General features: G+C 73.1%; 12 protein-coding genes. 5 read left to right on the top strand and 7 right to left on the bottom strand.

All coding sequences use genetic code 11. From position 1 onward, the window contains the following. Positions 1–54 precede the first annotated feature (54 nt). Positions 55–873 (bottom strand): polysaccharide deacetylase family protein, encoded by an 819-nt coding sequence (locus ABD269_RS20745; RefSeq protein ID WP_344119864.1) that lies wholly within the window; start codon positions 871–873, stop codon positions 55–57. 150 nt (positions 874–1,023) lie between these two features. Continuing rightward, positions 1,024–2,142 carry a ferritin-like domain-containing protein gene (locus tag ABD269_RS20740; RefSeq protein ID WP_344119862.1) on the bottom strand — a complete coding sequence of 373 codons (1,119 nt, stop codon included), beginning with the start codon at positions 2,140–2,142 and terminating at the stop codon, positions 1,024–1,026. 212 nt (positions 2,143–2,354) lie between these two features. On the opposite strand from ABD269_RS20740, the gene ABD269_RS20735 reads away from it, so the two are divergent. The 4 genes from ABD269_RS20735 (at position 2,355) to ABD269_RS20720 (ending at position 5,766) form a co-directional block, all read left to right on the top strand. Next, positions 2,355–3,287, top strand: coding sequence for an AurF N-oxygenase family protein (locus tag ABD269_RS20735; RefSeq protein WP_344119860.1), 933 nt, complete (start codon positions 2,355–2,357; stop codon positions 3,285–3,287). A 19-nt stretch (positions 3,288–3,306) separates the two neighbouring features. Then, positions 3,307–4,050: a TetR/AcrR family transcriptional regulator gene (locus ABD269_RS20730; protein WP_344119858.1), complete on the top strand. Its 744-nt coding sequence runs from the start codon at positions 3,307–3,309 to the stop codon at positions 4,048–4,050. Positions 4,051–4,187: 137 nt separating this feature from the next. After that, positions 4,188–4,457: a hypothetical protein gene (locus ABD269_RS20725; RefSeq protein WP_301892316.1), complete on the top strand. Its 270-nt coding sequence runs from the start codon at positions 4,188–4,190 to the stop codon at positions 4,455–4,457. 166 nt (positions 4,458–4,623) lie between these two features. Further along, entirely contained in the window at positions 4,624–5,766 is a 1,143-nt protein-coding gene (locus tag ABD269_RS20720; RefSeq protein ID WP_344119855.1) for a C40 family peptidase, read from the top strand. A gap of 94 nt (positions 5,767–5,860) precedes the next feature. Here the strand turns inward: ABD269_RS20720 and ABD269_RS20715 are convergent, their stop codons facing one another. From ABD269_RS20715 to ABD269_RS20695, 5 genes are all read right to left on the bottom strand, one after another. Further along, complete coding sequence (locus tag ABD269_RS20715) at positions 5,861–7,114, bottom strand: styrene monooxygenase/indole monooxygenase family protein (protein WP_344119853.1); 1,254 nt, start codon at positions 7,112–7,114, stop codon at positions 5,861–5,863. 67 nt (positions 7,115–7,181) lie between these two features. Beyond that, complete coding sequence (locus tag ABD269_RS20710; RefSeq protein WP_425572945.1) at positions 7,182–7,856, bottom strand: GTP-binding protein; 675 nt, start codon at positions 7,854–7,856, stop codon at positions 7,182–7,184. Continuing rightward, complete coding sequence (locus ABD269_RS20705) at positions 7,837–8,262, bottom strand: DUF742 domain-containing protein (protein ID WP_301892320.1); 426 nt, start codon at positions 8,260–8,262, stop codon at positions 7,837–7,839. Before ABD269_RS20705 ends, ABD269_RS20710 begins: the two co-directional genes overlap by 20 nt. Then, positions 8,259–8,744, bottom strand: a complete 486-nt coding sequence (locus ABD269_RS20700; protein WP_301892322.1) for a roadblock/LC7 domain-containing protein — start codon at positions 8,742–8,744, stop codon at positions 8,259–8,261. The genes ABD269_RS20705 and ABD269_RS20700 overlap by 4 nt, the downstream gene beginning before the upstream one ends. A gap of 26 nt (positions 8,745–8,770) precedes the next feature. After that, entirely contained in the window at positions 8,771–11,383 is a 2,613-nt protein-coding gene (locus ABD269_RS20695; protein ID WP_344119848.1) for a sensor histidine kinase, read from the bottom strand. Between the two features lie 235 nt (positions 11,384–11,618). Between ABD269_RS20695 and ABD269_RS20690 the strand changes: the two genes are divergently transcribed. Then, positions 11,619–12,389: a hypothetical protein gene (locus ABD269_RS20690; RefSeq protein ID WP_344119846.1), complete on the top strand. Its 771-nt coding sequence runs from the start codon at positions 11,619–11,621 to the stop codon at positions 12,387–12,389. Positions 12,390–12,479: the final 90 nt, after the last annotated feature.

Here is a 12,479-nt window from a genome sequence, read left to right as displayed (position 1 = left end):
ACCAATGCGGCGGGCCCGTCCGCAGGATCGGTTCCGCATGCGGGTGGCGGGATGTCAGACCTTCGGGTAGCCGAACGCGTAGCCCTGGCTCCTGAGCCAGGGGAGGATCTGGTCCAGGGCGGCCGCGGTCTGGCTGCGGTTCCCGCCTCCGTCGTGGAAGAGGATGGTGGGGCCCTCGTGGAGGTCCCGGTGGACCGCGTCGACGATCCGCTGGACGCCGGGGTTGGTCCAGTCGTGGGTGTCGACGTTCCAGCCGAGCGGGCGCATGCCGTGGGAGGCGGCGACCTCGCGGCTGTACGGGGTGAACGCGCCGCCGGGAGCGCGGTAGTAGAACACCCGGGCGTCCCGGCCGGCCGCGTCGAGGATCATCTTCCGGGCGTCGAGGATCTGTTGCTGCTGATAGGGCTCGGAGCGTTTGTCCATGGCGGTGTTGTGGTCCACGGAGTGGTCGCAGAGCCGGTGCCCGGCGGCGACGACCTTCTTGACGAGCTCCGGGTACTCCTTGGCGCGCGAGCCGATGATGCAGAAGGTGGCCTTCGCGTCGTACTTCTTCAGTACCTCCAGCACCTTCAGCGTCCAGATCGGTTCCGGACCGTCGTCGATGGTGAGGTTGACGGCCTTGCCCGGGGTCTCCGATTCGTGGGTGATCGAGTCCGACACGCGCCCCGGTGCGGCCGGTGCGGTCGCCGAGGGCGACCGCGACTGCGCGGAGGACGGCGACTGCATCGCGTTCCGCTTGCCGTCCTGGCGGTGTTCCGGGCTCCTCGGGTCCTCCGTGGCCATGGCCACACAGCCCGGTATCGTCGCGGCGAGCGCCAGAACCGATACCGCCGCCATCGCGAGGCGCCGCGTCCGGGCAGTGAGTCGCGCCATGAACTTCCCCTCCCTCGGTACGAGTTGTCCCGCAGGTGCACAGCAAAGACGCCCATAACGAAAAGAAGGTTCCAACCACGCACAAGGCCTACACACCGTGCTATCGGCACCTACATCCACCCCGAGCAAAGTGGACGAATGCCTTCCGGTTCACTCCCCGGCCGGCGCCCCCGCACCGTCGGCGATCACCGCCGCCACCTCCGCCCGCCGGGCCGCCTCCTCGGCGGCGAAGCGCCCCGCGTCGAGCTGCTCGGCGGCCTCCTCGTCCTGGGCCATGAGGAGGTCGAGGCTGCTGTCGCCGAGGTCGAGGACGCCCATGTCGACGTACGCGCGCTGGAGCCGCTCGCCCCACAGGCCGATGTCCCGCACACAGGGAACGATGCGGCTGAAGAGCAGTTTCCGGAACAGCCGCAGGAATTCCGACCGTTCACTGAGCTCGACGGCGTCGGCGGCCGGTATGCCGAAGTCGGTGAGCACCACCTCGCCGCGCAGCCGGTCGCGCATCAGGTAACAGCCCTCGATGACGAACTCCTCGCGCTCGCGCAGCTCGGCCCGGGTCAGCTGCCGGTAGTGGTCGCGCAGCGCCATGCGGCCGAAGGCGACGTGCCGGGCCTCGTCCTGCATGACGTAGGCGAGGATCTGCTTGGGCAGCGGCTTGTCGGTGGTGTCGCGCAGCATGCCGAAAGCGGCGAGGGCGAGGCCCTCGATGAGCACCTGCATCCCGAGGTAGGGCATGTCCCAGCGCGAGTCCCGCAGGGTGTCGCCCAGCAGCGAGCCGAGGTTGTCGTCGATGGGATAGACCAGCCCGACCTTCTCCCGCAGGAAGCGGCTGTAGATCTCCGCGTGCCGGGCCTCGTCCATGACCTGGGTCGCCGAGTAGAACTTCGCGTCCAGGTCCGGCACGGACTCCACGATGCGCGCCGCGCACACCATCGCGCCCTGCTCGCCGTGCAGGAACTGGCTGAACTGCCAGGACGCGTAACAGCGGTGCAGCTCGCGCCTGTCGGCCTCGCCCATCCGGTCCCAGTACGGGCTGTCGTGGACGGGGAGGTTCTGGTCCGGGACGCCGAGCGGGTCGTACGGGTCGACGGGCAGGTCCCAGTCGATGCGGGTGACGGCGTCCCACTGTTTGTCCTTGCCCTTCTGGTAGAGGGCGAGCAGCTTTTCCCTGCCGTCGCCGTAGCCCCAGGCGAAGCGGGCGGCGCCGGTCGCCGGCACCTCCCAGGTGGGGTCTCCGGGGTCGTGGGCGTAGAAATTCCGCGTCGTCATGACGCCTCCCGTCCCTCACTGGACCGCTGTGTCCCTTGCGCGGGTGGTCAGTTGGCAGGCTCACACGGTGGTTACCGCCGGGTCAATGACCGGGCGGGCGGTCCCGGCGGCCGGATGCCGGGAGCTTGCCCCGGGGGGATTGACGTCCTTGCTGACAGGCAGTCTCATAAGCAGGTGACCGCGGGTAACCCACAGACGAGGTGTCCTCAGCCATGACCACCGAGACCACAAGAGAGCCGCTCCGGGACGCGCTCGGCCTGCTCAAGGACCGCGAGAGAGTCGCAGAACGCCTGCTGGAGTCCTCGGCGAAGCACTCCTTCGACCCGGACACCGAACTGGACTGGGACGCGCCCCTCGACGAGGGCAAGTGGTTCTGGCCGCCCGAGCTGCTCTCCCTCTACGGCACCCCGATGTGGCGGCGGATGCCGGAGGAACAGCGCCTGGAACTCTCCCGGCACGAGGCCGCGTCCCTCGCCTCCCTCGGCATCTGGTTCGAGATCATCCTGATGCAGCTGCTGGTCCGGCACGTCTACGACAAGCCGGTCGGCAGCGCGCACGTCCGCTACGCGCTCACCGAGATAGCCGACGAGTGCCGGCACTCCCAGATGTTCGCCCGCATGATCGAGAAGTCGGGCGCCCCCACCTACCCGGTCTCCGGGCTGCACCACAACCTGGCCAGGGTCCTCAAGTCCGTCTCCACCACGCCCGGTTCCTTCGCCTGCACCCTCCTCGGCGAGGAGATCCTCGACTACATGCAGCGGCTGACCTTCCCGGACGACCGCGTGCAGACGATCGTCCGCGGCGTCACCCGCATCCACGTCGTGGAGGAGGCCCGCCACGTGCGGTACGCGCGCGAGGAGCTGCGCCGCCAGATGGTCACCTGCCCGCGCTGGGAGGCGGGCCTGACCCGGCTGAGCTCCGGCGAGGCGGCCCGCGTCTTCTCGCTCGCGTTCGTCAACCCCGCCGTCTATACGAACGTGGGGCTCGACCACCGCGAGGCCGTCGCCCAGGTCAGGGCGAGCGGCCACCGGCGGGAGGTCATGCAGGCGGGCGCGAAGCGGCTGACGGACTTCCTGGACGAGATCGGGGTGATGCGGGGCCTCGGGCGGCGGCTGTGGCAGAGCTCGGGGTTGCTGGCGAGGTGACCTGGATACGCTGCCGTGCATGAACGGCAGCGGAACCGCACCGACTCCGTCCCCCCGCACCACCTACCGCAGGCTCGGCGTCGAGGAGCGCCGCACCCAGCTGATCGCCGCCGCGCTGGCGCTCTTCGCGCACCGCGCGCCCGAGGACGTGTCCCTGGACGAGGTCGCGGCCGCCGCCGAGGTGTCACGGCCGCTCGTCTACCGCTACTTCCCCGGCGGCAAGCCCCAGTTGTACGAGGCCGCCCTGCGCAGCGCGGCCGACGATCTCCAACTGTGCTTCGCCGAACCGCAGACCGGCCCCCTCACCGGCCGGCTGTCCGCCGCCCTCGACCGCTACCTCGGCTTCGTCGACGAGCACGACGCGGGGTTCAGCGCCCTGCTCCAGGGCGGCAGCGTCGTCGAGACCTCCCGCACGGGCGCCATCGTGGACGGCGTCCGCCGCGCCGCCGCCGACCAGGTCCTCGCCCACCTGCGGGTACGCGAGCCCGGGCCCCGGCTGCGGATGACCGTCCGTACGTGGATCACGGCGGTCGAGGCGGCATCCCTGATCTGGCTGGACGAGGGCAAACAACCCCCGCTGCCGGAGCTGCGCGACTGGCTGGTCGACCAGTTCCTGGCCCTCCTGCTCGCCACGGGGGCGGGGGACGAACAGGTGTCGAAGGTGGTGCGGGCCGTGCTCTCCCTGGAAACACCGGAGGGACGGGCGGGGCTGCTGGCACGGCGGGTGACACCGATGCTCTCGGCGGCGGATCACTTGCTGTGAGGGCCGGGCCCGTCGAGCGGTACGAGCGATCCGGAGGCGTAGCTCCGCCGCCCCGTGCCGCTCGGTGAGCGCGGCCGGGCCGGGTGGGCCGGTCTACGGACGCGGGGTCCCGGGCAGGGCTGGCGCAGACTGGTGATGTGAGAAGCGAAAATACGCCCTTCGTGGGCGGTCCCCTGGACGGGCGCGTACTGCCGGTACTGCTCGGGCTCTCCGGGCACCCGCCGAAGACCTACGAGATCCCCGTGCCGGACGGGAACGGGGGGACCGAGGCCGTACACGTGTACAGGCGGGTCCAGGCTGGCACGACGCGGCGGCTGGGGCTGCACAAGGGCTGGAAGTACGAGTACGACCCGGAGGGCGAGCCCGGCGGCGGCCTCAAGTGGCCGTGGTCGCGCCCCGGCGCGTAGGGCGGGCCGGGGGCCGGTGACGAGCGCCCCTCCGAACGGGTGACGGGCGGGCGACCGGGGGGTGAGCGGGTTAGGCGGATTCGCCCACACCACTGCCGCAACCACGGCCACCATGGCACGATCCTCCTTGGGCAAACGATCACGCCCACTCATCGGAGGTGAGCCCGTGTCGGGACGGTTCGTGCGTTCTGTCTGCACGACGGCGCTGATAGCCGGCGCCGCGTCGCTCGTACTGCCCGCGCCCATGGCGTCGGCGGCACCCGCCGACCCGCCCGACCAGCCCGTGAGCTCCCTGCTCTCCCAGCTCCAGTCGCTCTACCGCAAGACCGAGGAAGCGACGGAGAAGTACAACGCGACCGAGGAGCGCCTGAAGAAGCAGCGCGACCAGGTCAGGAAGATAGACGAGGATCTCGCCGACGCGCGGATCGCGCTCACCGGCAGCCGGGATGCCGCCGGGCGGCTGGCCCGGGAGCAGTACCAGGGCAACAGCGGCACCCTCTCCCCGTACATGGGCTTCCTCTTCGGCTCCGACCCCCAGCAGGCCCTCGACCGGGGCCACCAGCTCCAGCGGGCCGCCGGGCAGCGCGCCGCCACCGTCGGCCGGCTCGCGGAGAACGAGAAGCGGGCCGCGGACCTCGCGGGCAAGGCGCAGGACGCCCTCAACGCGCAGCAGACGCTCGCCGCCCAGCAGAAGCAGCAGCGCGACGACGTGCGCAAGAGCCTCAACCAGGTCGAGAGGATGCTGGCCTCGCTGACCGGCGAGCAGCTCTCCGAACTGCGGAAACTGGAGCAGAAGGACATCGGCGAGGCCCAGCGCAAGCTGCTGGCCTCCGGGCGGCTGGGCAGATCGGCGATGCCGTCCGCGCTCGGCGGGAAGGCCCTGGAGTACGCGTACCAGCAGATAGGCAAGCCCTACGTGTGGGGCGCGGCCGGCCCGGACTCCTTCGACTGCTCCGGCCTCACGTCCCAGGCGTGGGCCCATGCGGGTGACGTCATCCCGCGGACGAGCCAGGAGCAGTGGAAGTCCCTGCCGAGGGTTCCGCTGGACGAGATCCGCCCCGGTGACCTGGTGATCTACTTCGAGGGGGCGACGCACGTCGCGATCTACATCGGCAACGGCCTCGTCATACAGGCGCCGCGGCCGGGGGCGACGGTGAAGGTCTCGCCGATCGCGGCGAACCCGCTGCTGGGGGTGGTGCGGCCGGACGCGACGGCGCCGGCGTTGCGTGCCTACGATCCGCCGTCTTTGCCGAGTGGTTCGGCCACGGGGTCCGACGCCGGCTACGGGCGCCCGGGCGCGCCCTCCTGAACCTCTGGGGCTCCGCCCCGGACCCCGAAGCACGCTCCGCGCGCTGTCCTCAAACGCCGGACGGGCTGAATTCGCTGGCTACGGTCCGCGGAACTCAGCCCACCACGCTCGACACGTACGTCTCCGCCCGCTCCGCGTCGTAGAAGAAGTCCTCGAAGTCCGACGGATCGTCGACGCCCCGCGCCAAGCGGTCGGCCACCGGCTGGTGAGTCGCCGCCGCGGCCATGAGGTCCAGGACGTGGCCCGGCAAAGAGCCGAGCATCGCGTTCGTCCACCGGGTCGTATGGCGCGCCGACTCCCAGTGCCGGTCGAAAGCGGCCCGCATCCACGTCTCGTCGAAGGGCCGCTCCCCCCGCTCCACGATCGAGGCGAGGTAGGACGCCGCGCACTTCGCGGCCGAGCCGGCGCCCTGGCCGGTGACGGGGTCGTCGGCGACGACCGTGTCGGCCACGCCGAGGACCAGGCCGCCGGAGGGCAGCCGGGCGACGGGGTGGCGGACGGTGGGGGCGTGGCGGCCGGCGGCCAGCGTGGCGTTGGCGTCGGTCAGCTCGACCTCCGTGGCCCGCGCGTACTCCCACGGGGCGAACCGTTCCAGCAGTTCCAGCGTCCGGGCCAGGTGCTCGCCGGGGCCCGTCGTCTCCCGGAAGACGTCCAGCGGGCCGTCGGGCAGGCCCGCCCAGAGCAGGAGGTCGGCGCGGCCGGTGAGGGTGAGGGTGGGGACGACGAAGAGCTCGCCGGCGCCGGGGACGAGGGTGCAGCGGACCGCGTCGAGGCCGGGGTGCTCGGGGCAGGGGCCGAGGCCGTGCACACAGGCGACGGCGAGGGCCCGCCGCGGGGCGGCGTGCGGCGGGGAGCGGTCCGCGTCGTGGCCGAACAGGGACGCCAGCTCGCCCCTGCCCACGGCGGCGAGCACCAGGTCGTAGCGCCCGGCGAGGGCGTCGAGGTCGGAGACGGTCGCGGCGTGGATGACGAGCCGGCCGCCGCGCTCGGCGAAGGTGTCCAGCCAGCCGGCCGTCTTCACCCGCCGGTCGACGGACTGGGCGCAGCCGTCGAGCCTGCCGAGCCAGTCGACGACGCGGGTGCGGCCGCCGGTGGCCGGCTCGGGGCCGGCCACGGAGACGCCGAGGCCCTCGATCCGCGGGGCGCGGGCCGTCCAGAAGTCGAGCCCGAGCTCGCGCTCGTGGCGCAGCGCGGTCGGGAAGAGGCACTGGGGTGCCATGATCCGGCCGGAGCGCACCTCGTCGGCGGTGCGGTGGGACATCAGGGTCACGTCGTACCCCTTGGCCTGGAGGCCGAGGGCCAGCTGGAGGCCGGACTGGCCCGCTCCGACGATGAGGATCCGGCGCATGGGTGTAGCTCCTTCGTACGGGCGTGGCGCCGCGCCGCACCGGGCGGGGTGTGGCAGTTGTCCAGGTCTATCCGGGTGTGGTGTCGAGGGCCCGGCCGACGAGGATCAGCAGGGTGTCGACGACCGCGACCCGCTGTCTGGCGTCCATCTGGACCATGGGCACCTGGCGGGGCAGGGCGAGGGCCTCGCGCACCTCGTCCGGATCGTGGCGCGCGGTGCCCTCGAACTGGTTGACGGCGACGATGTACGGCAGGCCCGCGCTGTCGAAGTAGTCGAGGGCGGGGAAGCAGTCGGCCAGGCGCCGGGTGTCGGCCATGACGACCGCGCCGATCGCGCCGCGCACCAGGTCGTCCCACATGAACCAGAAGCGTTTCTGGCCGGGGGTGCCGAAGAGGTAGAGCACCAGGTCGGTGTCGAGGGTGATGCGCCCGAAGTCCATGGCGACGGTGGTCGTCGTCTTGTCCGGGGTGGCGGTGCGGTCGTCGACGGCCTCGCCCGCGACCGTCATGACCGCCTCGGTCCGCAGCGGGGTGATCTCGGAGACGGAGCCGACGAAGGTCGTCTTGCCGACGCCGAAGCCGCCCGCCACGACGATCTTCGTGGCGTGCGGGGCGCGGCTGCGGTCGGTCTGCCAGCCGCGGGGGACGTCGAGTGCGGCGGGCGGTCCGCCGCGCGCGGGGTCCTCGCCCCGCACCGCGAGGGCCGCCCTCCGGGGATCGGCGTCAGAGCCTGTGAAGTCCACCCAGCACCCTTTCCAGCAGCGCGCGGTCGGGCCGGCCCGTGCCGTGGCCGGTGTCGAAGACGCGGATCCTGCCCTGGTCGGCCAGTTCGAGGAGCAGGACCCGCACCACCCCGAGGGGCATTTTCAGCAGTGCGGCGATCTCCGCGACCGAGCGCAGCCGGAAGCAGAGTTCGACGATGGCGCGGGCCTCGGGCACGGCCCGTACCTCCGGGACGGAGCGGGGCGGCAGCGGCTCGCTCCCGTCCGGCGGCGGGCCGGGCGGGCCGTCGCCCGGAGTGTCGCCCGTGGTGTCGAGCGCCGCCACGAAGGTCTCGACGAGGAGCACCCGGCACCGGCGCTGCCTGCCGCCGGTGAGGGAGTAGGGGCGTACGCGGGCCGGTTTGCGGCAGAGGACGGCCTGGCTCATTCGACCGCCTCCACCGACTGCCGCAGCTCTCTGCGGAGTTCGGGGGTGAGGACGTGCCCGGCCCGGCCGACGAAGAGCGCCATCTGATAGGCGACGACGCTCATGTCGCAGTCGGGGTCGGTGTGCACGCCCAGGAGCGAGCCATCGCTGATCGTCATCACGAACAGGCTCCCGTCTTCCATGGCGACCATCGTCTGCTTGACGACGCCGCCGTCCATCAGGCAGGCGGCTCCCGTCGTCAGGCTGCCCAGGCCCGCCACGATGGTGGCGAGGTCACCGGTGGAGCCGCGGGGGCCGGCGGGCCGGTCGAGGCCGGGCCTGGGGTCGTGCTCGGGGTCGGAGGAGAGCAGCAGCAGACCGTCGGAGGAGACGACGGCGACGGACCGTACGCCCGGCACCTCGTCGACGAGACCGGCCAGCAGCCAGTGCAGATTGCGGGCTTCGTGGCTCAGCCCGTACACGGCGGGGCCGACAGGGGTCACGGGAGTCGCCTCCCGGGGAAATGCAGTCAACCGCGTGCCTCCTCGACAGTGCCGCCCTGAGCCGGCGGCCCCGCTTGGTTCGAATCAGTGGTGCGCGCCGCGATCTCCGCCACGGCGTCGCGCCGCCCCTCGGCCGCGCCCCGCTGGAATCCCGCGAGCTTGCGCCGCAGGGCCTCCGCGTCGACGCCCTGCCGCACCTGGGGCTCCTCGGCGCGCTGCGGTACGGGCTGGGGGGTGCGGCGGGGCAGGCCGTTGCCGGTGACCTGGGCCGAGCCCTGGCCGGGGACGGCGGGCGCGGGGCCGGCCGGGGCGCCGAGCGCCGAGGGCCGGGCGTGCCGTCCCACGGGGACCGCGGGCGGCGGGCCGGTGGGCCGTATCCCGTCCGGGAGCTGCCCGGCGGGCGGATCCGCCGGGTGGACGGGCAGGGGGGACAGCGGCGGCAGGGGCGCGGGTGCGACGTGTGCGCGGTGCCGACTGCCGGGGATCGTGGGCGAGTTGGCCTCGGCGACGGAGCCGGGGAGGTGGATCGGGGGCGCGGCCGCGGCGCCCGGCACGGGCGGGAGGTCGCCGAGGCCGGTGACGGTGGGCGGCCCGTCGGCCAGGAGTGCCGCGGGCAGGACGACGACGGCCGCGATGCCGCCCGTGGTCTGCTCGCGCAGCTGGACGCGGATGCCGTGCCGGGCGGCGAGCCGCGCGACCACATAGAGACCGAGGCCCGGCGCCTGCCCGCCGTCGGCCGGGTGGGGGTCCGCGCCGCCCCCGGCTCGCACAGGGCCGTCCGGGTCGGGGGCGGCGAGCAGGGAGTTGAGCTCGGCGAGCCGGTCGGGGGCGATGCCGATGCCCTCGTCCTGGACGGACAGCGCGATGTCGCCGGTCTCCAGGAGCCAGCCGGAGAGCTGCACCTGGGCGTCGGGCGGGGAGAACGTCGTGGCGTTCTCCAGGAGTTCGGCGACGAGGTGGCTGACGTCCTCGGAGGCGTGGCCGAAGAGCCGGGCGTGCGGGGGCAGCGACTGGATCCGCACGCGTTGGTACCGCTCGATCTCCCCCGCCGAGGCCCGCAGGACGTCCAGCAGGGGCACGGGCTCGGGGCGCCCGGTGACGCTGTCGGTACCGGCGAGGACGAGCAGGTTCTCGCTGTTGCGGCGCATGCGGGTGGCGAGGTGGTCGAGCGTGAAGAGGGTCTCCAGGCGCTCGGGGTCGGTCTCGTGGGTCTCCATGCCCTCGATGACGGCGAGTTGGCGCTCGACGAGGCCGAGGGTGCGCAGGGAGAGCCCGACGAAGAGGCCGCGGGCCCGTTCGGCCGCGTCGCCGGGGTGCTCCGCCGTGCGGGCGGCCGCCTCCTGGGCCAGCTGCCCGGCGAGCTCCTCGTGCCGGTCGCGCAGGGCGTCGTGTTCCTCGGCGAGCAGGTGGCGGGCGGCGATGAGGCGGGTGCGCTCGCCTTCGAGGACGGCGATGCGCTCCTGCTGCCGGACGGCGGTCTCGTGGAGGACGTCGACGGCCCGCGCGGTCTCGGCGAACTCGTCGTCGCGGCCCTTGAAGCCGATGGGCTTCTCGGCGACGGGGTCGGAGCAGACGCGGCGGGCGCCGAGCCGCAGCGAGCTGAGCGGGCGGGTGATGGACCGGGCGGTCCGTACGCCGGTGAAGAGGGCGACGACCAGGCACAGCACGATCAGCCCGGCGCGCAGCTCCAGCGCGGTGAGCGCGGCGTGCCGCTGCGCTTCGAGGCGGTCGGTCTGGCCGGCGGCGAGGTCGGACTCGGCCTGGCGCATCAGATCGAGGCGGGAGCTGAGCGCCGAGCGCACCGGCTCGACGGGCTCGGCGGCCAGCTCCGCCGCGGTGACCTGGGGCCGGGTGAGGCGGGTGGTGTGGCCCGCGGCGGCGGTGACGTCGGGGCCGCTGACCGTACCGGCGTACGCGGCGCGGGACTTGGACGTGGCGAGCCGGTCGAAGTCGGCGAGCGCGTCCTTCTCGGCCGCGGCGCTGCGCCGGGCGGCGGAGATCAGGGTGGCATCGCCGTGCGCCGCGATGGCTCCGAGGAGCAGGGCACGGGTGGCGGAGTCCTCCTCGACGGCGTGGCCGAGGGCGGGGAGGGCCGCGGCGTCGCCCCCGGCGCCGCCGTCGCCGTGCAGGGCGGCGGTGTCGGCCACGTTGTGCAGCGCCTGGACGATGCCGGTGTAGGCGGTGAAGACGGCCATGGCGTCGTCGCTGTCGAGGGCCTGGTGGCGGGCGCCGGTGAGGGCGTCGAGCCGGTCGCGCACGGCCGCGGGGGCGCCGGTCCCGAAGTCCTCGATCTGCTGGTCTACGTGGGCGCGTTGGCTCTTGATGGCGGCCGCCGCCGCGGTGTCGGAGCGGCCGCCCGCCACGTACTGCGTCGCGGCGTCGCGCTCGTCCGCGAGGGAGTGGGCGAGGGCCAGGGCCGGTGCGTCGGTGTCGGCGAGGGCCGCGAGCCGCTGGGCGCGGCTGAGTTCATGGTCGGCGTCCACGGCGCCGAAGGCGCTCGCCGCGAGGACGGTGAGGGCGGTGACCGCGACGGAGGCGGTCAGCCGGTTACGCACGCGGGCGGTGCGCTCCCGCACCGCCGTGGACTGCCGCTCCCGCTCGCCGCCCCGCAGCCGCTTCTTCCGCACCGGTGCTCTCATTCTTCTCTCGCCTGCCCCACCCCTGGTACGGATTTGACCCTTTCAGCACCTCTGAGGAGAGGGTGCCCTTCGCCCGCCCGGCCACTCGAACGAGTGAACCTGACCGGGGAATTGACTCGCGGTGCTTCACTCATCGCATACGGGCCAGGTCAGCACGTCACCTGGAGAACGCGGCATGTGCCGACAGGATGCGCACCCGCACGCCTTGATTTCCGGCATCCGGCACACTGGCCCCATGCGCATCGAACTCGCCACCCAGCCGGGGGATCCCCACCACCCGAACGAGGACTTTGCGTCCGTCGCCCTGCCGGCCTCGGGGCGCGGTGGCGCGCTGGTGCTGCTCGACGGGGTGACCCCGCCGCCGTCCGGCGACACGGGCTGTACGCACGGCGTCCCCTGGTTCACCGCGCGGCTCGGCGGCGCCCTCCTGGAACTCGCCGTCGCACGGCCCGGCCTCACACTCGCCGACTGCCTCGCGGAGGCGATCTCCCGTACGGCGGACGCCCATCGCACCACGTGCGACCTCACCCACCGCCGCACGCCCCAGGCCACCGTCGTCGTGGCGCGCTGGGACGACGAGCGCGTGGAACACCTCGTCCTCTCCGACTCCGCCCTCCTCGTCGAAGCACCGGACGGCACGGTCACCGCCGTACTCGACGACCGCATCGACCGCCTGCGCGCACTAGGCCCCGTCACGGACGCGCAGCGCAACGCGGACGGCGGCTTCTTCACGGCCGCGGCATCCCCGTCCGTAGCCGGCCTGGCGGTGACGGGCGCGACCGCGCGCTCCTCGGTGCGAGCGCTTTCCGCGCTCACGGACGGGGCGGGGCGGTGGGTGGAGGTCTTCGGTCTGGGTGACTGGGCGGAGTGCTTCGCGCTGGTGGCCAAGAGCGGGCCGCAGGCGCTGATCGATGCGGTGCGCTGCGCGGAGGCGGATCCTGAACGGAGTTCGCTTGTGCGGGGCAAGGCGCACGACGATGCGGCGGTCGTGTACGCGGAGCTGTAGGTGGGGGCGGGGGCTTTTCCCCTACCCGCCCCTTCCCGAACTGGGGCTCCGCCCCAGACCCCGGTCCTCAAACGCCGGACGGGCTGGATT

Origin of the sequence: Streptomyces blastmyceticus (assembly GCF_039521185.1) — a bacterium.
GTDB lineage: Bacteria > Actinomycetota > Actinomycetes > Streptomycetales > Streptomycetaceae > Streptomyces > Streptomyces blastmyceticus.
The sequence above is the reverse complement of the archived record's forward strand: the minus strand, read 5'-3'. Positions and strand labels throughout refer to the sequence as shown.

Coding starts and splice junctions, on each gene's coding strand:
- ABD269_RS20745 (WP_344119864.1), bottom strand. CDS start 873: ATGGCGCGACTCACTGCCCGGACGCGGCGCCTCGCGATGGCGGCGGTA.
- ABD269_RS20740 (WP_344119862.1), bottom strand. CDS start 2,142: ATGACGACGCGGAATTTCTACGCCCACGACCCCGGAGACCCCACCTGG.
- ABD269_RS20735 (WP_344119860.1), top strand. CDS start 2,355: ATGACCACCGAGACCACAAGAGAGCCGCTCCGGGACGCGCTCGGCCTG.
- ABD269_RS20730 (WP_344119858.1), top strand. CDS start 3,307: ATGAACGGCAGCGGAACCGCACCGACTCCGTCCCCCCGCACCACCTAC.
- ABD269_RS20715 (WP_344119853.1), bottom strand. CDS start 7,114: ATGCGCCGGATCCTCATCGTCGGAGCGGGCCAGTCCGGCCTCCAGCTG.
- ABD269_RS20705 (WP_301892320.1), bottom strand. CDS start 8,262: ATGAGCCAGGCCGTCCTCTGCCGCAAACCGGCCCGCGTACGCCCCTAC.
- ABD269_RS20695 (WP_344119848.1), bottom strand. CDS start 11,383: ATGAGAGCACCGGTGCGGAAGAAGCGGCTGCGGGGCGGCGAGCGGGAG.
- ABD269_RS20690 (WP_344119846.1), top strand. CDS start 11,619: ATGCGCATCGAACTCGCCACCCAGCCGGGGGATCCCCACCACCCGAAC.